This is a genomic window from Coprococcus sp. TM115-187, assembly GCF_027679115.1.
Taxonomy (GTDB): Bacteria; Bacillota; Clostridia; order Lachnospirales; family Lachnospiraceae; genus Allocoprococcus; species Allocoprococcus comes.
This window is the reverse complement of sequence record NZ_JAQEKS010000002.1, coordinates 182,690-209,570: the sequence shown is the minus strand read 5'-3', so window position 1 is coordinate 209,570 and position 26,881 is coordinate 182,690. Positions and strand designations below refer to the sequence as shown.

The 26,881-nt window shown below is 43.6% G+C and carries 22 protein-coding genes, 1 other RNA gene and 1 other annotated feature; of the genes, 19 read left to right on the top strand and 4 right to left on the bottom strand.

Going from position 1 to position 26,881, the window contains the following annotated elements; genetic code table 11:
* Positions 1 to 61: 61 nt before the first annotated feature.
* From thrC to PGW42_RS02720, 12 genes are all read left to right on the top strand, one after another.
* Positions 62 to 1,552 carry a threonine synthase gene (gene thrC, locus PGW42_RS02775; protein ID WP_173825616.1) on the top strand — a complete coding sequence of 497 codons (1,491 nt, stop codon included), beginning with the start codon at positions 62 to 64 and terminating at the stop codon, positions 1,550 to 1,552.
* An 18-nt stretch (positions 1,553 to 1,570) separates the two neighbouring features.
* Positions 1,571 to 1,915 carry a hypothetical protein gene (locus PGW42_RS02770; RefSeq protein ID WP_022220753.1) on the top strand — a complete coding sequence of 115 codons (345 nt, stop codon included), beginning with the start codon at positions 1,571 to 1,573 and terminating at the stop codon, positions 1,913 to 1,915.
* Between the two features lie 246 nt (positions 1,916 to 2,161).
* Positions 2,162 to 3,193 (top strand): XdhC family protein, encoded by a 1,032-nt coding sequence (locus tag PGW42_RS02765; protein WP_173825613.1) that lies wholly within the window; start codon positions 2,162 to 2,164, stop codon positions 3,191 to 3,193.
* An 18-nt stretch (positions 3,194 to 3,211) separates the two neighbouring features.
* Positions 3,212 to 4,186 carry a GTP 3',8-cyclase MoaA gene (gene moaA / locus PGW42_RS02760; RefSeq protein ID WP_270202829.1) on the top strand — a complete coding sequence of 325 codons (975 nt, stop codon included), beginning with the start codon at positions 3,212 to 3,214 and terminating at the stop codon, positions 4,184 to 4,186.
* 8 nt (positions 4,187 to 4,194) lie between these two features.
* A complete protein-coding gene (locus PGW42_RS02755; protein WP_055157405.1) occupies positions 4,195 to 5,130 on the top strand; it encodes an MOSC domain-containing protein in 936 nt (311 codons plus the stop codon).
* A gap of 14 nt (positions 5,131 to 5,144) precedes the next feature.
* Entirely contained in the window at positions 5,145 to 5,618 is a 474-nt protein-coding gene (gene moaC / locus PGW42_RS02750) for a cyclic pyranopterin monophosphate synthase MoaC (protein ID WP_055261333.1), read from the top strand.
* An 87-nt stretch (positions 5,619 to 5,705) separates the two neighbouring features.
* A non-coding RNA gene (ssrS, locus tag PGW42_RS02745) (6S RNA) lies at positions 5,706 to 5,886 on the top strand.
* A 115-nt stretch (positions 5,887 to 6,001) separates the two neighbouring features.
* The gene (locus PGW42_RS02740; RefSeq protein WP_082421134.1) at positions 6,002 to 6,835 is read left to right on the top strand and encodes a YihY/virulence factor BrkB family protein; all 834 of its coding nucleotides are present in this window, start codon (positions 6,002 to 6,004) and stop codon (positions 6,833 to 6,835) included.
* A 125-nt stretch (positions 6,836 to 6,960) separates the two neighbouring features.
* Positions 6,961 to 7,181, top strand: a binding site (T-box leader).
* Positions 7,182 to 7,396: 215 nt separating this feature from the next.
* A complete protein-coding gene (gene pheS, locus PGW42_RS02735) occupies positions 7,397 to 8,416 on the top strand; it encodes a phenylalanine--tRNA ligase subunit alpha (protein ID WP_008371846.1) in 1,020 nt (339 codons plus the stop codon).
* A gap of 112 nt (positions 8,417 to 8,528) precedes the next feature.
* Positions 8,529 to 10,949, top strand: coding sequence for a phenylalanine--tRNA ligase subunit beta (gene pheT / locus PGW42_RS02730; protein WP_270202828.1), 2,421 nt, complete (start codon positions 8,529 to 8,531; stop codon positions 10,947 to 10,949).
* Positions 10,950 to 10,968: 19 nt separating this feature from the next.
* Complete coding sequence (queA, locus tag PGW42_RS02725; RefSeq protein ID WP_270202827.1) at positions 10,969 to 11,994, top strand: tRNA preQ1(34) S-adenosylmethionine ribosyltransferase-isomerase QueA; 1,026 nt, start codon at positions 10,969 to 10,971, stop codon at positions 11,992 to 11,994.
* Positions 11,995 to 12,480: 486 nt separating this feature from the next.
* A complete protein-coding gene (locus tag PGW42_RS02720) occupies positions 12,481 to 13,143 on the top strand; it encodes a Crp/Fnr family transcriptional regulator (protein WP_270202826.1) in 663 nt (220 codons plus the stop codon).
* A gap of 149 nt (positions 13,144 to 13,292) precedes the next feature.
* Here PGW42_RS02720 and PGW42_RS02715 read toward each other — a convergent pair whose 3' ends face one another.
* The 4 genes from PGW42_RS02715 to PGW42_RS02700 all read right to left on the bottom strand — a co-directional run bounded on the left by PGW42_RS02715 (position 13,293) and on the right by PGW42_RS02700 (position 17,063).
* Positions 13,293 to 14,639 (bottom strand): MATE family efflux transporter, encoded by a 1,347-nt coding sequence (locus tag PGW42_RS02715; RefSeq protein ID WP_270202825.1) that lies wholly within the window; start codon positions 14,637 to 14,639, stop codon positions 13,293 to 13,295.
* Positions 14,640 to 14,732: 93 nt separating this feature from the next.
* Positions 14,733 to 15,518 (bottom strand): amino acid ABC transporter ATP-binding protein, encoded by a 786-nt coding sequence (locus PGW42_RS02710; protein WP_022220749.1) that lies wholly within the window; start codon positions 15,516 to 15,518, stop codon positions 14,733 to 14,735.
* Between the two features lie 15 nt (positions 15,519 to 15,533).
* A complete protein-coding gene (locus PGW42_RS02705; RefSeq protein WP_055246525.1) occupies positions 15,534 to 16,220 on the bottom strand; it encodes an amino acid ABC transporter permease in 687 nt (228 codons plus the stop codon).
* Between the two features lie 21 nt (positions 16,221 to 16,241).
* Positions 16,242 to 17,063 (bottom strand): transporter substrate-binding domain-containing protein, encoded by an 822-nt coding sequence (locus PGW42_RS02700; protein ID WP_270202824.1) that lies wholly within the window; start codon positions 17,061 to 17,063, stop codon positions 16,242 to 16,244.
* A gap of 164 nt (positions 17,064 to 17,227) precedes the next feature.
* On the opposite strand from PGW42_RS02700, the gene PGW42_RS02695 reads away from it, so the two are divergent.
* The 7 genes from PGW42_RS02695 (at position 17,228) to PGW42_RS02665 (ending at position 26,823) form a co-directional block, all read left to right on the top strand.
* Complete coding sequence (locus PGW42_RS02695) at positions 17,228 to 19,465, top strand: excinuclease ABC subunit UvrA (protein WP_270202823.1); 2,238 nt, start codon at positions 17,228 to 17,230, stop codon at positions 19,463 to 19,465.
* Between the two features lie 114 nt (positions 19,466 to 19,579).
* The gene (gene yfcE, locus PGW42_RS02690; RefSeq protein ID WP_117834413.1) at positions 19,580 to 20,125 is read left to right on the top strand and encodes a phosphodiesterase; all 546 of its coding nucleotides are present in this window, start codon (positions 19,580 to 19,582) and stop codon (positions 20,123 to 20,125) included.
* A 129-nt stretch (positions 20,126 to 20,254) separates the two neighbouring features.
* Positions 20,255 to 21,472, top strand: a complete 1,218-nt coding sequence (pepT, locus tag PGW42_RS02685; protein ID WP_055157951.1) for a peptidase T — start codon at positions 20,255 to 20,257, stop codon at positions 21,470 to 21,472.
* 55 nt (positions 21,473 to 21,527) lie between these two features.
* Positions 21,528 to 22,964 carry an APC family permease gene (locus PGW42_RS02680; protein WP_270202822.1) on the top strand — a complete coding sequence of 479 codons (1,437 nt, stop codon included), beginning with the start codon at positions 21,528 to 21,530 and terminating at the stop codon, positions 22,962 to 22,964.
* A gap of 26 nt (positions 22,965 to 22,990) precedes the next feature.
* Positions 22,991 to 24,307 carry a M18 family aminopeptidase gene (locus PGW42_RS02675; RefSeq protein ID WP_270202821.1) on the top strand — a complete coding sequence of 439 codons (1,317 nt, stop codon included), beginning with the start codon at positions 22,991 to 22,993 and terminating at the stop codon, positions 24,305 to 24,307.
* Between the two features lie 205 nt (positions 24,308 to 24,512).
* Complete coding sequence (locus PGW42_RS02670) at positions 24,513 to 25,202, top strand: GntR family transcriptional regulator (RefSeq protein ID WP_270202820.1); 690 nt, start codon at positions 24,513 to 24,515, stop codon at positions 25,200 to 25,202.
* 229 nt (positions 25,203 to 25,431) lie between these two features.
* Positions 25,432 to 26,823, top strand: coding sequence for a peptide MFS transporter (locus PGW42_RS02665; protein WP_270202819.1), 1,392 nt, complete (start codon positions 25,432 to 25,434; stop codon positions 26,821 to 26,823).
* The last annotated feature ends 58 nt before the right edge of the window (positions 26,824 to 26,881 follow it).

Below are 26,881 nucleotides of genomic sequence, written 5' to 3'. Positions count from 1 at the left end.
TAGGAAAATACTTTAGTAGATTGCTGAAGTGAATCAGAAAGAATAAGAAGGGTGGAGAACCATGAATTTACTTTATAAGAGTACAAGAGATGCAGAAAAGACAGTAACAGCTTCCCAGGCAATCTTAAAAGGGCTGGCAGATGACGGCGGATTATTTGTACCGGTTTCGATTCCGAAGCTTCCGGTGTCGCTTGGTGAGCTCAAAGAGATGACCTATCAGGAAATCGCATATACAGTTATGAAGGAATTCCTGACAGACTTTACAGAAGAAGAGCTGAAGAGCTGTATCGCAAAGGCTTACGACAGTAAGTTTGATACCGAAGAGATTGCACCGCTTGCGAAGGTGGAGGATGCTTATTATCTGGAACTGTTCCACGGAGCAACGATCGCATTCAAAGATATGGCACTTTCCATTCTTCCGCACCTTCTGACTACTTCTGCAAAGAAGAATCAGGTGAAGAATGAGATCGTCATTCTGACTGCAACATCCGGGGATACAGGAAAAGCTGCACTTGCAGGATTTGCAGATGTAGAAGGAACCAAGATCATCGTATTCTATCCGAAGAACGGAGTCAGCCGAGTACAGGAGCTGCAGATGGTAACACAGAAAGGAGACAATACTTCTGTTGTTGCGATCCACGGTAACTTTGACAACGCACAGAGCGGTGTGAAGGCAATGTTCGAGAACAAAGAGCTGGAAAAAGAGTTAAATGAAGCAGGCTACCAGTTCTCATCTGCCAACTCTATCAATATCGGACGTCTGGTTCCGCAGGTTGTATATTATGTATATGCTTATGCGAAGCTTCTTCAGAATGAAGAGATTGCGGAAGATGAAGAGATCAATGTAGTTGTACCGACCGGTAACTTTGGAAATATTCTGGCTGCATACTACGCAAAGAATATGGGAATCCCGATTGCAAAGCTGATCTGTGCATCCAATGAGAACAAAGTTCTCTATGACTTTTTCCAGACAGGAACTTATGACCGTAACCGTGAATTTGTTCTTACAACATCTCCGTCCATGGATATTCTGATCTCCAGCAACTTAGAGCGTCTGATCTACAAGATCTCAGGAGAAGATGCAAGAAAAGATACGGATCTTATGACTGAGCTGAAGACAAAGGGAAGTTACGCGATTACAGGTGAGATGAAAGCAAACCTGGCTGATTTTGCGGCAGGATATGCGACAGAAGAGCAGGTCGCAAAGACAATCCATGATGTATATGAAGATACCGGTTATGTAATGGATACCCATACGGCGGTAGCTGCAACGGTGTATAAAGCTTACAGAGAAGACAGTAAAGATGACAGAAAGACAGTAATCGCATCCACAGCAAGTCCATATAAATTTGCAGGAAGCGTTATGTCAGCGATCGATCCGAAGTATAAAGGACAGGATGATTTCAAACTGATCGAGGAGCTTCAGAAAGTATCCGGTACAGAGATTCCGAATGCCATCAAAGAGATCATGAATGCCGAGATCCGTCACAATACGGAATGTGATGTGGATCAGATGGAGCAGACAGTTAAGAATATTCTTGGCGTAAAATAAACAGGAGAAGGCAAAAGAATGAACGGAATGGAAGGAATTTTCGGGATTATTGGTATTGGAGCGGGATTGTATAGCCTGTATGCATGGTTTCAGCTTAAATTCAAAGGAATCATCAATACATCAATTCTTGTACCAAAAGATACGAATATAAAGAAGTGTAAGGATAAGGAAGCATACAGGGCAGCAGCAGGACCGAAGCTTCTTGTGCTTGCGGTTGTGCTGATCCTGTACGGCGCAGAAGATCTGTATAATACTTACGTGCAGAGTACAGGAAAATTATTCTGGGTGATGTTAGTACTGGTACTTGCGGTACTGGTATGGTTTGCATGGACAGTCAAAAAGCTGAATGCAAAATATTTTTAAAATCAGATCACAAAATAAAGGAAAAGGGAAGGTGCAGACAAAAAGAGCTGCACCTTCTTATTTCATTTGACGGAAAAATTTGTTACAATAAAAGTATTGTATGACAGAGAAAATGTGATGTGGATAAAAGAAAACGTCATGCGAGAGATCAAATGCCGGAAGATTCCGATCCGTTTCAGGATGGAACCGTATTAAAAGAAGCATTTGACAGACTGAATAAATATGTAGTAGGGTAGATGAGATTGGATGGAAAATGTATTTGAGATATTAAAAGATTTACCAAAGCCGGGGGATTACGTTCTTCTGACAGTGGCAAAAGGATCCGCAGCCGGAGAAAAAGCAATTTTGGCGGAGAAAAAAATAATCTGGGAAAGTAAAGAAAATGGTTTCTTTTCAGAACATTTTTCAGAATCAGGAGACTTGAAAAAATGTGGACTTTATGAAATCAGAGAGCAGCAGGTGTTTTGTGATATAATTGGAGGGCAGGAGCATCTGGTCATTTGTGGCGGTGGTCACGTATCGGTGCCGGTGATCAAAATCGGGATTATGCTTGGATGGAAAGTCACGGTTCTTGAAGATCGTCCGCAGTTTGCCGATCATGCCAGAAATGCGGGTGCAACGGAAGTGATCTGCCAGCCGTTTGAAGATGCCCTGGATCAGATCGAAGGAGACAAGGATACGTATTTTGTTGTACTGACCAGAGGTCACAGATATGATCAGGTTTGTCTGGAGAAGATCGTTGGGAAGGAACATGCTTATATCGGAATGATCGGAAGCCGGCGAAGAAGTGCGATGGTAAAGCAGAATCTGATTGAAAAAGGATGCAGCCAGGAAGTAATCGGCGAGATAAAAAGTCCGATTGGTCTGAACATCGGTGCTGAGACACCGGAGGAGATCGGTGTGGCGATCATGGCGGAAATCATCGAAGTAAAGAATCAGAACAAGAGAGTCTGCGGTTATCCGGAAGACTTGCTGGAAGCAATCCTGGATATCGTTCATCCGGGAAAGAAGATGCTTGCAACGATCATTACAAGAAAGGGTTCTGCACCAAGAAATGTGGGATCCAAGATGCTGATCCTGGAAGACGGCAGCTGTGTTGGAACCATCGGAGGCGGCTGTATGGAGGCAGAGGTTTTAAGAAAAGCGAGAGTCATGATGCATGAAAATAATACAGGACTAAAGACAGAATATGTGGATATGACCGGAGATGATGCGGAGGAAGAAGGCATGGTCTGCGGCGGTACGATCGAGGTGTTACTGGAACCACTCTGGAATTAAGAAAGGATGGAAAAGGCTGTGAGAGATTCTTATGGACGAACAATTGAATATATGAGAATTTCAATCACAGACCGCTGTAATCTGCGATGCAGGTACTGCATGCCGGATGGCGCAAAGTGGATTCCTATGTCAGAAATCCTGACTTATGAGGAGATTGAACGAATCTGCAGGGAGGCTGTCCGGATCGGGATTACCAGGTTTAAGATTACCGGAGGGGAGCCTCTGGTCAGAAAAGGATGCGCAGATCTGATCCGGATGATCCGGCAGATTCCGGGCACAGAAGAAGTAACAATGACGACAAATGGGGTTCTTCTGGGTGAGAATCTGGAAGATCTTCTTGCAGCGGGGCTGGATGCGGTGAATATCAGTCTGGATACACTGATTCCGGAAAAATATCAGGAGATTACCGGGGCAGATGAACTGGAAAGAGTCAGAAAATCCATTTTCATGGCAGAAAAAAGCGAGATCCGGGTAAAGATCAACACGGTCCTGCAAAAAGGAGTCAATGAGGAGGAATGGAAAAGTCTGGCAGAGTTGGCGAAAAAGAACAAGCTGGATGTCCGTTTTATTGAATTGATGCCGATTGGACAGGGAAGAGCAGAGAATGGCATTTCCGGTGCCTGGGTGCTTGGAAAACTGAAAGAAGCTTATGGAATAGAAGGAGAGTTTTATCCGTTAGAGGGACGGTTTGGGAACGGACCTGCTGTGTATTATCAACTGCCTGGTTTTCAGGGGAAAATCGGTCTGATCAGTGCATTGCATGGAAAATTCTGTGACAGATGTAACCGGATCCGGATGACATCAACCGGAAAGTTAAAAGCGTGTCTGTGCTATGCAGATACTATCTCCGTTTTTGAGGCAGCAAGACACGGATCGGAAGAAGAAATCCGGAAATGTCTCGAACAGGCGATCCGTGGAAAACCGAAGATGCATCATTTTGAGGAGCAGAATTTTATTACAGAACAGAAAAATATGTCACAGATCGGAGGATAAACATAAAAATGGGAAGACTGAAGGGAATCTGCATCAGTGAAAAAAGAGGAACCGAAAAACATGAGGTTCGTGAAGCCATGGTCAAAATGGACTGGGGGATTGAAGGAGATGCGCACGGTGGAAAATGGCATCGTCAGATCAGTCTGCTTTCCGATGAAAAGATTCAGGAATTTCGTGCAAAAGGGGCAGAAGTTGCGTATGGTGCATTTGGTGAAAATCTGATCGTGGAAGGATTTGATTTTCGCGCGCTTCCGGTTGGAACAAGATTTCATATCGGAGATGTGGTACTTGAGATGACACAGATTGGAAAAGAATGCCACAGTCATTGTCAGATTTATAAGAGAATGGGTGACTGCATTATGCCAAGAGAGGGCGTTTTTGCAGAAGTCGTCACCGGAGGTCATATCAAGGTAGGAGATGAAGTTGTCATGGAACAGGTGAAAAGTGACCGTCCATTTTCAGCGGCAGTTATTACTTTAAGTGATAAAGGGGCTGCCGGAGAACGAGAAGACAAAAGCGGCCCCATGATTGTCGAAATGTTGAAAGATGCCGGATATGATATTAAAGAAACGATTTTATTACCGGATGAGCAGAAAAAATTGGAAAAAGAGCTGATCAGACTGGCTGATCAGAGACAGCTTAATGTGATCTTCACCACTGGAGGAACAGGATTCTCCGAGCGGGACCGGACACCGGAGGCGACGGTAAATGTCTGTGACCGGATGGCAAACGGAATAGCAGAGGCAATCCGGAATTATTCGATGACGATCACAAAGCGTGCTATGTTCAGCAGAGCTGTATCAGGTATCCGAAAAAAAACGCTGATCATCAATCTCCCGGGAAGTCCCAAAGCAGTACAGGAAGCACTGGAGTTTCTGCTTCCTGAACTTGGACATGGGCTTGGAATCCTCCGGGGAACAGAAGGCGAATGTGCCAGAAAATAAAGAGGTTAAAAATCATGAGTGGATTTACACATTTTAACGAAGATGGTAATGCAGTGATGGTAGATGTGGGGGCAAAGGCTGAGACAAAAAGAGAAGCACTTGCATCAGGGGTGATCCGCATGTCGGAAGAATGCTTTCAGAAAGTAAAGGAAGGCAGCATGAAAAAAGGAGATGTTCTTGGCGTAGCAAGAATTGCCGGGATCATGGGTGCAAAAAAGACAGCAGAACTGATTCCGCTGTGCCATCTGTTAAACCTTACCAAAGTCGAGATTGATTTTGAATATCTGGAAGAAGAGCATGGGATCCGGGCAATCTGCCACACGGCATGTACTGGCAGGACCGGTGTGGAAATGGAAGCACTGACCGGGGTAAATACCGCTCTTCTTACAATCTATGATATGTGCAAGGCGGTTGACCGGGGAATGGAGATCAGAGAAATCCATCTGCTTGAAAAGTCCGGTGGAAAAAGCGGGAAATGGGTACGTTAAACGTATTTTAATTTCTGGTAAAAAAAGTAAATATCTTCAACGATTAACAGTTGAAAAAACACGGCTGATGGTCTATAATAGGCTTTAGAAAACCTGGAATGTTCGAGACTTCCGTATTTTTGAACCTACAATACTTTAAACGGGATTCTTATATCTCTGTAATATGTCAGGCCCTCATTGCGCAGGGGAAGGCAGAAAAGCAGATGCGGTCGCCCACCTAGCGGAGTGCTAGGAGTCAAAAAACGGAAAACGGCATTTCGGGGGACTACAAAAGATAAAGGACAGTTGCGAGAGCAACTGTTTTTTTGGGTTTTCAAAGAAGTGAAAATGTGATAAACTATTTTGAAAAATGAAACTGCCGATAAGATAAATGGAGTTATTATATGATGAAAACGATAAACAAGATTCGGGAAATTACAGGGCAGGTGTCACAAAAGCATGTGGGAGCATACGCGGCCCAGTCTGCTTATTTTTTTGTGCTGAGTATGATCCCGATTATTTTGCTGCTTCTTGCTATCATACAATATACTCCGGTGACAAAAGCAGATGTTATGACTGCAGTGGTAAATTTGTTTCCGGAGACAAATATGCAGGATTTTATGGTTGGCATTGTAAATGAAGTATATAACCAGTCGAAAACGGTCATTCCGATCACTGCGATTGTAGCATTGTGGTCAGCAGGTAAAGGAGTACTTGCGGTTAGTACAGGACTGAACTGTGCATATGAGCTTCGTGAGACACGAAATTATGTATTTTTAAGAATCCGGGCATCCATCTATACGATCCTGTTCATTGCAGCGATCGTGATGGCTCTGGTACTTTCTGTGTTTGGTAATAATATCAGTATTTTTATATATCACAAAATTCCGTTTCTTGCGGAGACGACGGATATGATCATGCGTTTGAGAACAGTGATTTCATTTGTTGTTATGACTGGAATTTCGCTTCTGGTATATCACTTTTTGCCGAACCGAAAGCTTCCGTTCCGGGATTTGATTCTGGGATCTATTTTCTGTTCTCTGGGATGGCTGGTGATCTCGTTTGTTTTTTCAATGTATCTGACAATCTTCAAAGGATTTTCCGGTCTGTACGGAAGTATGACGGCGATCATTCTTGTGATGCTGTGGCTGTATTTTTGTATGTATGTGATGCTGCTGGGAGGGCTTATTAACTGTATCTGGGTAGATGCAAAGAGGGATATCCTGGAAAAGGATTAGTTCTGCAAAAAGCAGCATCCAGGTTCCGGAATATGATTTTTGCGTAGATAAACGGTGAATCTATCAGATAAAACCGCTTGACATAAAAAAATCATATGTTACAATAATTAAGTATATGACATATAATAAAAGCAATGACCGTGTAAGTAGTGAACTGTTTTCCGACAGAGAAGGAGAATCCCCGGCTGTAAGTTCTCCCCGGTTCAGGCAGGAAACGAATTTCCCACGTGAGCTGCGTTTTTGAAAATAAAGTAGAAAACGACGTCCCTGCACGTTACGCAGTCCGAGTGCCTGTTATTCAAATAGCAGGAAACAGGGTGGTACCGCGATTTATCTCGTCCCTTTTTAGGGGCGATTTTTTTATATATTAGGAAAGTGTTCTTTCCTAATATATAAAAACGCTCCGCGAGGATGTGCACTGCGGCGTATAAGGAAGATGTCACAAGCGATCGCCGCAGGTGCCAGAATGTGCCAAGGCACATTCTTTTTTCTTCCACAGGAAATTTTATTTCCTGTTATAGTCGCAAATGAATAGCCAAAACAAGTTTTAAGGAGGATATCATGAAAGAAAGACTTGAGAGCATCAAACAGGAAGCCATTAAGCAGATCCAGGCTTCTGATGTACCGGAGAAATTAAATGATGTACGTGTCAAATTCCTTGGTAAAAAAGGAGAACTGACAGCCGTATTAAAAGGAATGAAAGATGTAGCTCCGGAAGAACGTCCGAAGGTAGGACAGCTTGTGAATGAGACAAGAGCTGCTATCGAAGAACTTCTTGATGAGACAAAGAAGAAAATGGATGCTGCAATCCGTGAAGAAAAATTAAAACAGGAAGTTATTGACGTAACACTTCCTTCCAAGAAAAATACAGTAGGTCATCGTCATCCGAATACGATCGCTCTGGAAGAAGTAGAGCGTATCTTCATCGGTATGGGATACGAAGTTGTGGAAGGACCGGAAGTAGAATATGACCTTTACAACTTTGAAAAACTGAATATTCCTGCAGATCATCCGGCAAAAGATGAACAGGATACATTCTATATCAACAAAGACATCGTGCTTCGTACCCAGACATCACCGGTTCAGGCACGTGTGATGGAACAGGGCAAGCTCCCGATCCGTATGATCGCACCGGGACGAGTATTCCGTTCTGACGAAGTGGATGCAACCCATTCACCATCCTTCCATCAGATCGAAGGACTGGTAATCGATAAAAATATTTCCTTTGCTGACTTAAAGGGAACTCTGGAAGTATTTGCAAAAGAACTTTTCGGACCAGATACCAAGACAAAATTCCGTCCGCATCATTTCCCATTCACAGAGCCAAGTGCAGAAGTAGACGTATCATGCTTCAAGTGTGGCGGAAAAGGCTGCCGTTTCTGTAAAGGATCAGGATGGATTGAAATCCTCGGCTGTGGTATGGTTCACCCACACGTACTCGAAATGTGCGGAATCGATCCGGAAGAATACACTGGATTTGCATTCGGAGTAGGACTTGAAAGGATCGCCCTTCTCAAATACGAGATCGACGACATGCGCCTCCTCTACGAGAACGATATCAGATTCCTGAAACAGTTCTAGTGAGCACGACAAAATCAGAGAGCAGTGCGAAGAGCTGCGGCAGCATCGAAAGATGCTGGATTTTGGAGACTGAATAAGAGAAATATATAAACAAATCAGAAGGAGATATAAAATGGATACTTCATTATCATGGATTAAAGCGTATGTTCCGGATCTTGACGTAACAGCGCAGGAATATACAGATGCAATGACTCTTTCCGGAACAAAAGTAGAAGGTTTTACAAAGCTGGATGCTGATCTGGACAAGATCGTAGTAGGACAGATTGAGAAAATTGAAAAACATCCGGATGCAGATAAACTGATCATCTGCCAGGTAAATGTAGGAACAGAGACGGTGCAGATTGTTACAGGTGCTCCGAACGTAAAAGAAGGAGACAAGGTACCGGTTGTTCTGGATGGCGGACGCGTTGCGGGCGGACATGAGCCTGGGCAGAGAGTAGAAGGCGGAATCAAGATCAAAAAAGGAAAACTCCGTGGAGTCGATAGCTACGGAATGATGTGTTCGATCGAAGAACTTGGTTCAGACAGAAATATGTATCCGGAAGCACCGGAATATGGAATCTACATTTTTGATGATGACGCAGTTGTCGGAGAAAGTGCAGTAAAGGCACTCGGACTGGATGATGTCGTATTTGAATATGAGATCACCTCCAACCGTGTAGACTGCTTCAGCGTGGTTGGTATCGCAAGAGAAGTTGCAGCGACATTCCGCAAAGAATTCAAGCCACCGGTTGTAACATCAACCGGAAATGATGAAGATGTCAATGATTACATCAAAGTAAAAGTAGAAAATACAGACCTTTGCCCACGTTACTGTGCAAGAGTCGTAAAAAATATCAAGATCGGACCTTCACCGAAATGGATGCAGAGAAGACTTTCTTCCGTAGGAATCCGTCCGATCAACAACCTTGTTGATATCACAAACTATGTAATGGAAGAATACGGACAGCCAATGCATGCTTATGATCTGGATACCATCGCAGGTCATCAGATCATCGTCCGCAATGCCCATAAAGGAGAAAAATTCGTAACACTGGATGGTCAGGAAAGAGAAATGGATGATTCTGTTCTGATGATCTGTGATGGCGAAAAAGCGGTAGGTATTGCCGGAATCATGGGTGGCGAAAATTCCATGATCACTGACAATGTACAGACCATGTTATTTGAAGCTGCATGCTTCGATGGAACCAACATCCGTAAATCCAGCAAGAAAGTCGGACTTCGTACCGATGCATCCGGTAAATTTGAAAAGGGACTGGATCCGAATAATGCAGAGGATGCAATCAACCGTGCCTGCCAGCTGATTGAAGAAATGGGAGCCGGTGAAGTTGTCGGAGGAATGGTTGATGTATACAGCAAGAAAAAAGAACCTGTACGTGTACCATTTGATGCCGACAAGATCAATGCACTTCTCGGAACAGACATCCCGGAAGAAGATATGATCAAATATTTTGAAAAGATCGACCTGGAATATGATGCAGAAGCAAAAGAAGTGATCGCACCAACCTTCCGTCATGACTTATTCCGTATCGCCGATCTTGCGGAAGAAGTAGCAAGATTCTACGGATATGATAATATCCCGACTACACTGCCTACAGGTGAAGCTACAACTGGTAAGCTTTCTTTCAAGCTTCGTGTGGAAGAAGTAGCAAGAAATATTGCAGAATTCTGTGGATTCAGCCAGGGAATGACTTATTCATTTGAAAGCCCGAAGGTATTTGACAAGCTCCTCCTCGACAAGGATGATCCGATGCGTCAGGCAATCCAGATCATGAACCCGCTTGGAGAAGATTACAGTGTCATGCGTACAACATCTCTGAATGGTATGCTGACATCTCTTGCAACAAACTACAACAGAAGAAATAAAAATGTCCGTCTGTACGAGCTTGGAAATATTTATCTTCCAAAGGCACTTCCACTGACAGAACTGCCGGACGAAAGAATGCAGTTTACACTTGGAATGTACGGAGATGGAGACTTCTTCAGTATGAAAGGTGTTGTAGAAGAGTTCTTTGAAAAAGTCGGACTTCATAAGAAAGAAACCTATGATCCAAATGCAGGAAAGAACTTCCTTCATCCGGGACGTCAGGCAAACATCGTTTACGATGGAAAGGTTGTCGGATACATGGGTGAGGTTCATCCGGAAGTTGCTGATATCTATGGAATCGGTGAAAGAGCATACGTTGCTGTCATTGATATGCCACAGATCACAGAGCTTGCAACATTTGAAAGAAAATACGAAGGAATTGCAAAATACCCGGCAGTCAGCCGTGATATCAGTATGGTAATGCCAAAATCCATCCTGGTAGGACAGGTTGAAGAAGTGATCGAGAACAAGGGTGGCGCTTATCTGGAAAGCTATAAGCTGTTCGATATCTATGAAGGCGCTCAGATCAAGGCAGGCTTCAAGTCTGTTGCTTACTCTATCACATTCCGTGCAAAAGATAAGACTCTGGAAGAAGCTGACATTTCAGCTGCTATGAACCGTATCTTAAAGGCACTGGAGGAAATGGGTATCGAGCTTCGTAAGTAGGCGAAAAGAGGTCAAAAGAATGAAACGACAGGATTTTTATTTTGATTTACCGGAAGAGCTGATCGCGCAGGATCCGCTTGAAGACAGATCCAGTTCCAGACTGCTTGTTCTTGATAAAAAAACCGGTGCAACCAGTCATCACATTTTCCGTGAAATCAAAGATTATCTCAAACCGGGAGACTGCCTTGTGATCAATGATACCAAGGTTATCCCGGCAAGACTGATCGGTGAAAAAGAAGGAACCGGCGGAAAAGTCGAAGTTCTTCTTTTAAAACGAAAAGGAAATGATGTCTGGGAAACACTTGTAAAACCAGGAAAGAAGATGAAACCCGGAGCAAGAGTCAGCTTCGGGGACGGTCTTCTGAAAGGGGAAGTTCTGGAGGTTGTAGAGGAAGGAAACCGTCTGATCCATTTTGAATACGAAGGAATTTTTGAAGAGATTCTGGATCAGCTTGGACAGATGCCGCTTCCGCCTTACATCACCCATCAGCTGGAGGACAAGAATCGTTACCAGACCGTGTATGCAAAGCATTCTGGATCTGCGGCTGCTCCGACGGCAGGACTGCATTTTACACCGGAGCTTCTGGAAGAAATCAAAGCAGAAGGTGTGGAGATTGCGCATGTAACGCTTCATGTCGGACTTGGAACTTTCCGTCCGGTAAAAGCGGATGATATTCTGGATCACCATATGCATTCGGAATTCTACCGGATCGAGGCATCTGAGGCAGAAAAGATCAACCGTGCGAAAGAGAGCGGACACCGGGTGATCTGCGTCGGAACGACAAGCTGCCGGACCGTAGAATCTGCGGCTGATGAAAACGGAAAGTTAAAAGAGTGTAGTGGATGGACAGAGATTTTCATCTATCCGGGCTATAAATTCAAGGTACTGGACTGCCTGATCACGAACTTCCATTTACCGGAGTCAACGCTGATCATGCTGGTAAGTGCGCTTGCCGGAAGAGAGCATGTGCTTGCGGCATATGAAGAAGCAGTTAAAGAGAGATATCGATTCTTCAGCTTTGGGGATGCGATGTTTATAAAATAGACGCAGAATCTGGCAAATGTGAGGTTATGTCAGGGAACAGGAAATCATAAGATATTAACCGGAGAACGGGATTGTTCAAGTCATGTACAACTTTGAAAAATCTTGTTCTCCGTTTTTTGTATAGGTTGGAAATGATTGAGTTTAAAAATCTTATTGAATGAATGTCTATAGAGAATGTTGTTTTATCTGGCAGAGATAAACAGTACAGATTTGCCGATTTTGCAAAAATATAGTAAGATGATGTAAGCATCAAAAGTATGAATTATATAATAATGGAGCAATTCGGGCACATACTAAGACGAAAAAGGCTATAAAAACAAGATTGCAAAAGGAGACAGAGGATGGACTAAGCAGAATATATCAGAGAAAGAAACGAAAAAAATAACTTTGGGAAATAAAGTCAGGTGGATATTCGTAATTTGTTTTGCTTTTTGATTTGGTTAAAAAGCGGACAGAAATGCATTGAGAATTGAGGAGTAGCAGAAAATGGGCATATTTGAGGAGGCAGCAATTTTCCGGGGCGTCACGAAGGAGGACGCCAGACAGATGCTGAACTGTCTGAATCCGGTAGAAAAGACTTATAAAAAAGATGAAATCATTTACCATGCCGGGGATGAGGTTACTTCAATGGGCGTGGTTCTTTCCGGCAGCGTGTTCATTGAGAATGATGATATCTGGGGGAATCACAGCATTCTGGACCGGGCCGGAAGATGCGAGATTTTTGCAGAAACATATGCAGCGATTCCGGGGCAGAAGCTGATGGTCAATGTAGTTGCGGCAGAAGAGGCAAGAATTTTGTTTCTTGATGTGGGAAGGATATTGAAAGTCTGTTCCAATTCGTGTGTGTTTCATCATACGTTAATTGAAAATCTGCTGAAGCTTTCCGCAGAGAAGAATCTCCGTCTGTCGAAACGGATTTTTCATATTTCATCAAAATCGATCCGGGGAAGACTGCTGTCGTATTTGTCTTATCAGGCTATGGAAAACGGGAAGAAAGAATTTGATATCCCGTTCAACCGGCAGCAGCTTGCAGATTATCTGAATGTAGACAGGTCTGCGATGTCAAATGAGCTTGGGAAGATGCAGAAAGATAGGCTGATCGAAGTAGACAGGAAACATTTCCGTATTCTTGACGAAACGGAAATATGAATGGATGAATAATGGAAATAAAACGGATACAGCAGTGAGAAACTGTATGTGGGTTAGGATAAAAGAAAACCATTGCAGGAGAGATGTGATTTCATCAGATCCTGTAATGGTTTTTTGTATACGATGAGTCAAGTATAAATTTGTGGAATTTATCTTTCCAGTCCGTGTATCCAGTCTGACTTTAGGAAATAAATCAGAAAAGCAATGGAACTGAGCGCCCAGGTCATCGGGTAAGCCCAGAAGATCATCTGAATGGACGGGATGAATTTTAAAATGATCACGATATAAGAAACGCGGATCAGACACCAGCATACCAGCATAACATACATCGGGACTGTGGATTTACCGGCTCCGCGCATGATTCCTGCCATACAGTGTGAAAAAGCAAGCAGGAAGTAGAAAAAGGTGTCCGTGTGTGCCTGCATGGCTCCGTAGTGGATAACCTCTGCGGTGGAACTGAAAGCAGACAGAAGCTGTGGAGCGGTAAAATGCACGCAGATACCGATCAGCTCAGAGATCGTAAGAGAGCAGATCACACCGAATACAGCGCCCTTTTTAGCACGGTCATATTCTTTTGCTCCCAGATTCTGACTGATAAAAGTAGTAAGTGCCAGAGCAAAACAGGTGATCGGAAGGAACCCAAATCCCTGGATCTTCATATAAGCCCCACATCCGGCAACCGCCATTTCCCCAAACTGGTTGATATTTGCCTGGACGAATACATTTGCCAGGGAAATGATCGAGTTCTGGAGTCCTGCTGGCAGACCATAAGAAATGATCTGGCGGAGCATATAGGAATCCAGATTGATCCGGTTCAGATGAAGCCGAAACTCCTCCGGACTGCGAAGCAGCTGCACCATACAGAGGATAGCACTTAAAAACTGTGAAATGACAGTTGCAAAAGCGGCAGCACCTACACCAAATCCAAGACCTGCGATCAGTACAAGGTCAAGAATGATATTCGTTACCGAAGAAACGATTAAGTAGATCAGAGGATGGGTACTGTCACCGACGGACTGCAGAATGCCGACAAAGAAGTTGTACATGACAAAGGCAAGTGAGCCGGTAAAGTAGATCCGGAAATAAGTAATCGAGTTTGGAAGTACCGCCTCCGGTGTTCCCATAAGTACCAGGATCTGTGGTGCGGCAATGATACCGACGATGGTAAGGATCACGCCGCAGATCAGTCCGAAGCCAACGGTTGTATGGATGGATTTTTGCAGATTCGGAATGTCTCTGGCACCGTAATATTTGGCGACGATGACACCGGATCCGATGGCGATTCCATTAAAAAGACCGACCATAAGAAAGATCAGATTACCGGAAGAGCTGACAGCGGCAAGCGCAGAGCTTCCAAGAAAATTTCCAACGATCAGAGAGTCGGCGGTGTTATATAGCTGCTGAAAAAGGTTTCCCCAAAAAAGCGGGATCGCAAAAGCAACGATACGCTTCCAGATGGAGCCTTCGGTCATCAGTTTGGCTGAAGATTTTGACATAGAATATTTCCCCCGTTTCTTAAGTCATTACTTTTAAGTATAAGGTGCGGCAGAGGGAAAGTCAATGAAAATGAGGTTCGGTAAAAATGCATGTTATCCTTCATGAAAACGCGAAAGAAACTGTTTTGTTCTCTCTTCACTTGGATTTTCAAACACCTGACGCGGATCACCCTGTTCAACGATGCGTCCGTCGTCCATAAAGATCACATGATCGGCAACGTCGCGTGCAAATGCCATCTCATGGGTTACAATGATCATCGTCGTATTCTGGTCGGCAAGCTCGCGGATAACTTTTAATACTTCTCCGGTCAGTTCCGGATCCAGTGCAGAAGTCGGTTCATCAAAACAGAGGATGTCCGGTTGCAGGGCAAGTGCCCTTGCAATAGCAACTCGCTGGCATTGTCCGCCGGAAAGCTGATGCGGATAATTGTCCATCCGGTTATCCAACCCCATCTGTGTCAGAAGAACCTTTGCCTGTACCTCGATGGCGGTCAGGATTTCACGTTTTCTTTCTTTAAAATCCGGCTGCTCTGCGGCGAGAAGTTTTTTGGCAAGCATTACATTTTCCAGAGCGGTATACTGCGGAAACAGATTAAAGTTCTGGAACACCAGACCAAAATGCAGTCGTTTTTTACGAATCACGGATTCCTGAGTGGTTGCCGGGACAGAGGCATCAAAAAGTGTTTCGCCATTTACCCGGATAATTCCGTTATCCGGATGTTCCAGAAAGTTCAGGCAACGGAGAAGCGTTGTCTTTCCACTTCCGGAAGATCCGATGATGGAAACAGCCTGTCCTTTTTCCAGGTTAAATCCAACGTCTTTTAAGACAGGAGTTTTATTAAAAGATTTACTGATATGTTCTACTTCTAAGATTGGCATAAATTTGAATTCTCCTTATCTGAAATATTCCAGTTTCTTTTCAAGGCGTCCGAGAAGAACGGTCAGGATACCATTGAAAATAAGATAATAAACAGCGGTAAAGAACAGCGGCCAGATAGCACCGGAGATGCCATGTGAGCCTTTCATAAATGCCTGTCCTGCCCAGATGATCTCCTGCAGCGCGATAATACGTGCAAGAGAAGTATCTTTTACCAGGGTGATGATCTCATTTGACATCGGTGGTACAATGCGTTTGATCATCTGAAGGAGTGTGATCTTGAAAAAGATCTGATGCTTTGTCATGCCAAGTACAAGACCGGCTTCTTTCTGACCTTCCGGAACACCCTGGATTCCACCGCGGTAGATTTCTGAAAAATAACAGGCGTAATTGATGATAAAAGATACGGCTGCTGCAAGGAATCGTCCTGTTTCACCACCACCCCAGATCGGGTTATGTAAGACCAGCCCGGGGAAATAGTAGATGATCAGAAGCTGGATCATCAGCGGGGTACCACGGATCACCCAGACGATCAGTCTCGCAAGCCAGCTAAGAGGCTTAAAATGAGACATGGAGCCAAAGGCAATGACCAGTCCGAGAGGAAGGGCGCCGACCAGCGTCACAATAAATAATTTTAAAGTTTGTAAAAAGCCGACATTCAGTGCGGACACTACGACCGGCATTTGTTTCATAATCAGATCCATAAAAAGTTCCTGCCTTAAATATTATTTCTGCTCAATAATGGCATCCTGAACCCCATAGGTTTCAGCGCATTTCTTCATAGAACCATCATTGTAGCTTGTCTTGAAGAATTCGTTCAGTTTGTCTGCAAGGTCGGAACCTTTGCGGAATCCAACTCCATATTTTTCGGTAGTAAGCTCAACTGTATGAGTCAGATTTTCGTATCCGGTACCTTTTCCGACCATGGCACCGGCCATCAGAAGGTCGATGACTGCTGCATCAGAGGTTCCGGCTGCAACTTCCATCAGGGCATCAGACTGTGAAGAAACCGCAGTGTAGTCATATCCTTCTCCGTTTACAGCTTCTTCTCCGGCACTTCCGGATTCAACTGCAAAAGAAAGATCCTTCAGACTGTCTTTGTCCTGATATTTGTCTGCTTTATCAGAAGGAACAACGACAACCTGTGCATTGTTGCAGTAAGCGGCTGTGCAAGCCATTGCGCTTGTAACCTCATCTATCAGTGTCATACCATTCCATACACAGTCGATTGTCTTTCCGTCAAGTTCCATGACTTTATTGTCCCAGTCAATCTCTACAAATTCGGCATCTACGCCAAGGCTTTTTGCAAATGCTTTTGCCATGTCGGCATCAAAACCAATCCATTCATCCTTATCATTTTTGTAATCCATTGGCTCAAAATCGGTGATTCCGACTACAAGAGTTCCTTTATCCTGAACATATTCTATATCACTTTTAGATGAGCTTTTTGAGCTGTCGGATTTCTTGGTGTCAGAGGAAGAACCTCCGCATGCTGCAAGGGATAATACCATTGCTGAAGTAAGTGCAAGTGCTGTTATTTTTTTCATAATAATCTCTCCTCATATAATTTCAAAAAATGTCACGTCACTATATTATCAATCTACCACGCTAAAGTCAACCAAAACTTGCTATTTACTTTCTTTTTTGATAAAGATACAATAAGAAATACAGAAATTACTGTAGAAAGAGTAAAACAGAGGAATATAAATATATGGAAGCAAATGAGATTATTGTTCACCATGCGACGGAGAATAACCTGAAAAATGTATCTATCCGGATACCAAAGCATCAGATCACAGTATTTACCGGAGTATCAGGTTCCGGGAAATCTTCGCTGGTTCTGGATACTCTTGCGGCGCAGTCGCGCAGGGAGTTAAACGATACTTTTCCAAGCTTTGTACAGCAGTATCTTCCAAAATACGGAAGACCGCATGTGGAACGGATCGAGAATCTTCCGGCAGCAATTGTGATCAATCAGAAAAAGCCGGCTCCGAATCAGCGATCAATAGTTGGGACCTATACGGATACCTACGCACTTCTCAGACTTTTATTTTCAAGAGTGGGACAGCCTTTTGTCGGTTATTCGGACAGTTTTTCTTTCAATCATCCACAGGGATGCTGCCTGCGGTGTAACGGACTTGGGGAAGTGACAGATCTGGATGTACACAAGCTGGTAGATTTTGATAAATGTCTGAATGATGCCGGAGTGATCCATTATGTGGCATTTGAGCCGGGGCAGTGGAGATGGATCCGTTATGCAAACAGCGGATTGTTTGATCTGGACAAGAAGATTAAAGACTATTCCGAAGAAGAACTGGAACAGTTTTTATATTCACCGCAGATACGTCTTAAAAACCCGCCAGAAGGCTGGCCGAAAACTGCGAAATATGAAGGTCTTGTGCATCGGATGTATCGCAGTGTCCTAAATTCGGAAGAAGGAAAACTTCACAGGGAGTTATTGGATCCGATCACCAGTCATGGAGTTTGTCCGGAGTGTAATGGGGCAAGATTGAATCAGAAGGTGTTGTCCTGCAAAATTGACGGGAAAAATATTGCAGATGTAATAAAACTTCCATTATCCGAGCTGCGTGCGTGGATTGACCAAATAGAAGATCCGCTTGCAAAAGATATTCAGGATACACTGCATACCAAACTGTCTGCACTTATAGATATCGGACTGGGATATCTGTCTCTGGACAGAGGGTTATCTACTTTATCTGGTGGAGAGATCCAGAGATGCAAGATTGCAAAATGCCTGAATTCCTCGCTTTCTGATTTGTTGTATATTCTGGATGAACCGAGTGCAGGGCTTCATAATCATGATATTGAGCGGATGCGCCGTGCACTGGAAAAATTGAGAGATGGTGGAAATACGGTTGTTCTGGTGGAGCATCACCGGAAAATGATCGAGATGGCCGATCACATTGTGGAAATGGGTCCGGAACCGGGAATGGCCGGTGGAAGAGTTTTATTTGAAGGCAGTTATAAGGAACTTTTAAAGAGTGATACGCCGACCGGAGAAGAGATGCGGCTTACTACTTCTCTAAAAGCAAAGGCAAGGGAAGCGAAAGGAATATGGCGGATGGAGCATATCCATCTTCACAATCTGAAGGACATTACTATCGAATTTCCAATAGGAAATCTGGTTGTGATTGCTGGTGTTGCCGGATCCGGAAAAAGTTCTCTGATGGAAAGCTTTTACCGCAGTATGGGAGAGGATGTAGTGTTTGTAAGCCAGCGCGCTGCAGGCGCAAGTCTCAGATCCACTCCGGCGACCTATCTGGGAGTCGCAGATGAAATCCGGAAAATATTTGCAAAGCGGTGCGGTCAGAAGGCATCTTTGTTTTCTTTTAACGGCGCAGGAAAGTGTCCGGCATGTAAGGGAAAAGGAGTGATCGTATCGGATATGGCATTTATGGATGACATCGAGACGACCTGTGATGTGTGTAAAGGACTTCGGTATTCAAAAGAAGTTCTGCAATACGAAGTAGATGGAAAGGATATTGCGGAAGTGATGGATTTGACTGTTGCACAGGCAGGGGAATTCTTCAGGGGGACAAAGATCAGCGAAGCGCTGGAGCCTCTGGAAAAAGTAGGACTTTCTTATCTGCACCTGAATCAGGCACTTTCTACTTTATCCGGCGGAGAGTTGCAGCGAATGAAGTTTGCTTCCTATCTCGGAAGTAAAGACCGTATTTTCATTCTTGATGAGCCGACAAACGGATTGCATATCAAGAATGTCCGGAGTCTGTTAAAGCTTCTGAACCAGATGGTGGATGAAGGGAATTCCATTTTTGTTATCGAACATAATATAGAATTTATCAAATCCGCTGATTATGTGGTAGAATTAGGACCAGAAGGCGGAGATGCCGGAGGAAGACTGCTGTTTGCCGGTACACCGTCTGAGATGAAAAATAGTGAGAAATCTGTCACGGCAGAATATTTATGATGATACCAGATTGCTCCATTTCCATTGCTACGCAATCCCCCTATTTATAATTATGAAAGATTTACAGAAACAGAAATATTTACCAAAAAGATAGAAGAAAAGGAGACGAACGTTATGAAACTAATGATTGCATCAGATATTCACGGATCCGCATATTATTGTCTGGAAATGCTGGATGCGATGAAAAAAGAATGTCCGGACAGACTGTTACTTCTGGGCGACATCCTGTATCATGGACCAAGAAATGATCTTCCGCTGGAATACGAACCCAAAAAGGTAATTAAAATGTTAAATGAAGTCAAAGAGAAATTATTCTGTGTACGTGGAAACTGTGACACAGAGGTAGACCAGATGGTACTGGATTTTCCGATCATGGCAGATTATGCAGTGATCCCGTGCGGCAACAGGATTATTTACGCCACTCACGGACACCATCATAACGTCATGACCCCAATCCCAATGCAGCCAGGAGATATTCTCCTCCACGGTCACACCCACGTACCGGCCTGGGAACCATTCGGAAATGAGAACCTCTACCTCAACCCAGGTTCCGTTTCCATCCCAAAAGAAAACAGCGCCCACAGCTACATGATCCTGGAAGACGGTATCGCGAAATGGAAAAACCTATACGGCGAAGTTTACCACGAACTGATGTTGTAGTTATTTTACTAAAGAACAAGAAAATATTGAACAAAATAAAACCCCATAAATTGTCGACATTCGCCAATGTACATCCGACAATTTATGTAATAAAATGAAACTAAGAAAAGCAAAGGAGAACCTAACAATATGAGAGCTTACGAAAGATTTTTAAACTACGTTCCGGTATGGACAACCAGTGATGAGACAAGCGATACTGTCCCGTCAGCAGACAGAGAGCTGGTACTGGCAAGAATGCTTGTAGAAGAGATGAAAGGTCTTGGAATCGCAGATGCAAGAGTGGACGACAAGGGATATGTATATGGACACATCCCTGCAACTCCTGGATGCGAAGACAAGCCGTCGCTTGGTCTGGTTGCGCATATGGACACTGTGGCAGATGCATCAGGGGAAAATATAAAGCCACAGATCATTGAGAATTATGACGGGAAGGACGTTGTCCTGAAAGGTTCCGGAGATATTCTGAAAGTAGATGAGTTCCCGTACCTTGCAGAATTAAAGGGCAGAACTCTTATTACAACTGACGGAACCACACTTCTTGGGGCAGATGACAAGGCGGGAATCGCAGAGATTCTTACCGTGGCAGAAGAGATCATCAAAGAAGGACTTCCGCATGGAAAGATCTGCATCGGATTTACACCGGATGAAGAGATTGCAAGAGGAGCAAAGCATTTTGATGTAGAAGGTTTTGGTGCTGACTATGCTTACACTTTGGACGGTGATGAGGAAGGCGAGATTCAATTCGAGAACTTCAATGCATCTACTGCATTTATCACCATTCACGGTGTCAGCGTACATACGGGATCAGCAAAAGACGTGATGGTTAATTCACAGACCATTGCGACCGAGATCCACCAGATGCTTCCGGTAAATGAAAGACCGGAGACAACCGAAGGATATGAAGGATTCTATCATCTGGTCAGCGTGCAGGGAAATGTGACAACGACTAAGATGAAATATTTTATCCGTGATTTTGATCGCAGATCTTTTGACGCAAGAGCACAGAAACTTCGTGATATCGCAGAAGAGATGAATAAAAAGTACGGCGAAGGAAAAGTGGAAGTTGAGATTGTGGAATCTTATTACAACATGCGCGAAAAGATTGAACCGTGCATGCAGTTGATCGATTACGCAAAAGCAGCGATTGAGCATGCAGGTATTACACCAATCGTGTCACCGGTCCGTGGGGGAACAGATGGCGCAAGACTCAGCTTCAAAGGACTTCCGTGTCCGAATCTTGGAACGGGCGGACATGCATTCCATGGCGTATTTGAGCATATCACAGTAGAAGGAATGGATAAAGCAGTCCTTATTGTAAAAGACATCATTAGACAGTTTGCAGAATAAAGGGAAATTTAATAGAATTAAAGGAAATGTATGAAAATACGAGAGAGGTAAAATTATGTCTGATAATAAGAAAATCACAGTGGTGACGCTGGCATTTATGGCATTTTCAACAGTATGGGGATTTGGAAATGTATTGAACGGATTCATCTATTTTAACGGAATTCAGGTAATACTAAGCTGGGTTATGATGTTTGTGCTGTATTTTATTCCGTATTCACTGATGGTTGGGGAACTGGGATCGGCTTTTAAAAACAGCGGTGGCGGTGTAAACTCATGGGTTTACGATACAATAGGTCCGAAGGTAGCCTATTATGCAGGCTGGACCTACTGGGCATGCCATATTACGTACATTGCCAGCAAAGGAAGCGGAAGCCTGAAAGCCCTCAGCTGGGCAGTATTCCGTAACGCAGAGACTTATGATACATTCCCGACGATTGGCGTACAGATGGCAACACTGGGGGTATTCCTGATCGGATGTTTCATTGCGAGTAAAGGAATGAATCCGCTGAAAAAGCTGCTTTCTCTTGCCGGGACCAGTATGTTTGTAATGTCGATTTTATATATTATCATGATGCTTGCAGCACCGGCGATCAATCCGGGCGCAGACTATGTAACGATTGATTTCAGCCTGAAGAATCTGATTCCGAACTTTAATATCGGATATTTTTCATCGCTTTCAATCCTTGTATTTGCAGTCGGAGGATGTGAAAAAATTTCGCCTTATGTAAATAAAGTAGAAAATCCAAGCAAAGGCTTCCCGAAAGGAATCATTGCAATGACTGCTATGGTACTGGTATGCGCAATGCTGGGAACGATCGCGATGGGAAGAATGTTTGACCCGGTGGTAATTAACGCCAGTGAAGAATCTTTTAATTCTTATGCGGCAAATGGTTCTTACTGGGCATTCCAGAAACTGGGTGAGTACTATCACATTGGAGATACTTTCCTGATCATCTATGCACTCTGTAACCTGATCGGACAGTTTTCAATTCTGATCCTGAGTATCGATGCACCGCTGCGTATGCTTCTGGATAACGAAAAAACGGCACAGTATATTCCTTCAGGGCTTCGTAAAAAGAATAAATATGGTGCGTATTCCAATGGTATTAAACTGGTTTTGGTGCTTGCAGGGGCAATCATCGTAGTGCAGACCTTCCTTCCGGGAGCAGCAGCGGTTCTCCAGCAGCTTACCAGGCTGAATTCCGTATGTATGCCGCTTCGTTATACCTGGGTATTTGTGGCTTACATTGCGCTTCGTAAGGCATATGACCGGATTCCGGCAGAATACCGTTTTGTGAAAAATCAGAAGATCGCATACTTCTTCGGAGGATGGTGTTTATTTGTGACACTGATCTGTTGTATAATGGGAATGTATAACAAAGATCCATTTACCTTTGCAATGAATGTGATCACACCGGTAGTGCTGACTGCACTTGGAATTATCATGCCGAAGCTTGCCGAACGTGAACGTGCAAAAGAATCTGGAAAATAAAGGGCTGAAATGCCAGGAGGAACATTATGGATAACCAGACAATTAAAGAACTCACATCATTTATAAAGAACTCGCCGACTGCTTTCCATGCAGTAAAATCAATCCGGGATATTCTTACAAAAGAAGGATTTCAGGAGCTGAAAGAGTCGGAAAAATGGAAAATAGAAAAAGGCGGAAAATATTATGTGACCCGCAACCATTCCAGCATTCTTGCATTTAAAGTCGGAAACCAACTGGATGAGTACAGCTTTCATGTAACTGCGTCCCACAGTGACTCACCGACCTTTAAGATCAAAGAGAATGCAGAGATAGAGGTGAAGAAAAAATACACCGTTCTGAATACAGAAGGCTATGGCGGAATGATCTGCTCTACCTGGTTTGACCGTCCGTTATCGGTAGCAGGGCGCGTAATTGTAAAGACGGACAGTGGAATGGAGACCAGACTGGTCAAGGTAGAAAGAGATCTTCTGATGATTCCAAGCCTTGCAATCCATATGGACCGCGCAGTCAATGAAGGTCGTGCGATCAACAAACAGGTAGACATGCTTCCGGTTTTTGCCGGATCGGCAAAAGAACCAGGTGAGATGAAAAAACTGATCGCAGAAGAGCTTGGTGTAGAAGAAGAGAAGATTTATGGTATGGATCTGTTCCTGTATAACCGGATGGAGCCATCTGTATGGGGAAGAGAGAAGGAATTCTTATCCTGCCCACAGCTGGATGATCTGCAGTGTGCGTTTGCGTCACTGAATGGTTTCCTAACAGGAGAAAATGAAAAGAATATCAATGTATTTGCCTGCTTTGACAATGAAGAAGTTGGATCAGGAACCAAGCAGGGAGCAGCATCGACACTGTTGTCGGATGTGCTTTGTCGGATCAACAAGGCACTGGGAAAAGATGAGGAAGATTTCTATCGTGCAGTTGCCGGAAGTTTTATGCTGAGCTGTGATAATGCACATGCAGTACACCCGAATTATCAGCAGAAGACGGATGTAAATAACTGTAACTATATGAACGAAGGAATCGTGATCAAATCTCATGCCGGTCAGAAATATACCAGTGATGCAGTAAGTATTGCGATTTTCAAGGCAATCTGTGAAAAGGCAGGTGTACCGGTGCAGTTTTTTGCCAACCGTTCGGATGCGGCAGGTGGAAGTACACTGGGAAATATTGCAATGGCGCAGGTATCCATGAATACCGTGGATATCGGACTTCCGCAGCTCGCAATGCATTCGGCTTATGAGACTTCCGGTGTAAAGGATACCGGTTATCTGATCGAGGCATCCAAAGAATTTTACAGCTGTCATATCAAGGCAGCAGGCGATGGTGTGTTTGAAATTGTTTAAAGAAGTATTTGCATGGAGTTCAGGAAGAACTCTCTGCAAGTTTTTCTGAATCTGGAAGAAGGCGTATTTCGAGGAACGATAGAAAAATAAAATTCAGAGTGCATTCTAATTTTTTATAGACAGGAAAGAAAATGTCCTGTTATAATAATTATGGTGTCAGATCACAGAAATGGCAGAGAATGAGTAACAAGGTTGGGTAAAAGGAATGGCAGAATTAATATATCGAACACTAAGAGAAAATATTGCAGATATTATCCGGAAGAGGATCATTTACCAGGAGCTGGAGCCGGGACAGAAGATTGTGGAACAGGATCTGGCAAAGGAATTTAAGACGAGCAGGGCTCCGATTCGTGAGGCACTTAGACAGCTGGAAAATGAAGAACTTATAGAATATGTAAGAAATGCAGGATGCTCTGTAAAAGAAATTACACTGGAAGAATCATTTGAAATTTACCTTATGCGGGCGAATTACGAAACCATGGCAGTGAAGCTGATGGGCGGAAACGTTCCGGAGGATACCATTTGCCGGATGGAAGAAGTGCTGGAAAAAATGAAAAAACTGGATGAAGAGCAGTTTGACCAGGTTTTTGTCTATGATAACCAGATGCATGGACTGCTTGTAGAGATGACTGGTATGACAAGGCTCTATAAAGCATGGAAAGAGCTGAATTATGGAAATATTGTTACGGGCTTCAGCCTGAGCACGGATAAAAAGCGTGTGGTAGAAAGACAGTATCCGATTCATAAAGAACTGGTGGATGCCTGCAGGGAAAAGAACAAGGAGAAGATCTGTCAGGTTCTTTCCGAACATTACATGAGAACGATCCGAAGGCTTTTGAAAGAGCAGGGATTGTCGGAAGAGGATTCCAGATTTTCATTTGATTTTCTTGTCTAGGATACAGAGAGGAAAGGTTACAGTTTAGATAGTAAATGGATAAATATTAATAATGAAGAGATGTGGATAGTAATATTCCACATCTTTTTTTGCTGTGTTTTGTTGAATTATAACAAAAAAAGAGTGTAAGATATGAGTTGTATTGAAAAAGTGATGCTGTTATGTTATATTATTTATAAAAAATGACGATTGTCGACAGTCGCCAAAAAAAGAAAGGAAATAAAAAGTAATGGGAAAAGCACAGACTAATGAAAAACATCCAAAAGGCTTTTATGCCTGTTGTATCACGTTTATGTTTGAACGCCTGGCATTTTACGGAGCAAAGCCAATCTTGCTGTTATTCCTGATCACTGCAACTTTGCAGGGTGGTCTTGGTATTGAGCGAACAGATGCGGCAGTAATGGCAGCGAATCTGACAGCGTACACCTACATGGCACCGCTGATCGGAGGAATTATCTCTGATAGATGGCTGGGAGCGAGATATGCGATCTCTCTGGGATATATTATCATGGCAATCGGATATCTGGTAGGCTGGAAGGCAACAGGTCCGGGAATGGTCAATCTGATGATCATTCTTGTATCGATTGGAACCGGTCTTTTCAAAGGAAACTTAAACGCTCTGATCGGAAGACAATATCAGAACAAAGAGCTTCTGGATGCTGCATTTTCCATTCAGTATTCTTATGTAAATGTTGGAGCTTTCGTAGGTTCACTGCTTACCGGATTTTTGTATCTCCACTTATTCAAAAAAGGCGATGTGCTTGGATTCCGTCAGTGCTTCTTTGTGGCATCGATCTGGTGCATCGTTGGTCTGGCATGGTTTGTGCTGAACTGGAAAAATCTTCAGGGACAGGGTGTGAAACCATTCAAGTATCTTACGGATGAGAATGGAAATGTGATCGGGTCTACCGAAAAGAAAGACGATGGGAAGAACGACAAGCAGCCGCTTACAAAATTGGAAAGAAACCGTATGATAGCGATCATCCTTGTATCGGCACTCTCCGTTATCTTCTGGCTGTTCTACTATCAGCAGGATCTTGCGCTTGTCATTTATATGACCGATTATGTGAAGATGAGTATTGGCTCTTTTGACATTCCGCCGTCATGGGTTACTACTACATGGAACGGACTTTTGTGTGTCGTTCTTGGTGGTGTGATGGCAGCCATCTGGAAGAAACTTGCAGAGCGTCCGCAGGGCGATATGAATATGTTTAAGAAAGTAGCACTTGGCTTCCTTTTTGTAGGACTTGCGTTTGGAGTAATGGTTGTATGTGAACTGGTTCGCGGAGTTGGCACAGATGCTTCTGTAAAAGCAAGCGTTTTCTGGCCATTCCTGTTTGTAACGGTTATTACAATCGGAGAGATGTGTTTCTCACCGCTGCGTAATGCATTTGTAAGTAAGTATGCGCCGAAGAAATATCTCTCACTTTTGATGGGAGTTATCGCAATTTCTACATTTGGGGCGAACAAGTTAAGCCCGTTTGTACAGGCATTTATTGAAAAATTTGATGTGTTCCCTGTATTTGTTGGAATCACAGTCATTATGTTAGTATTTACAGCACTTATCTTCCTGGCTAACAAGAAGCTGAACAGCCTTGTTGAAGGAAAAGGAGAAGCTTAAATGATTCTGCCAAAAAGAGAAAAAGAAAATCCGGTGATCGAAGGAAAGATCACCGGAT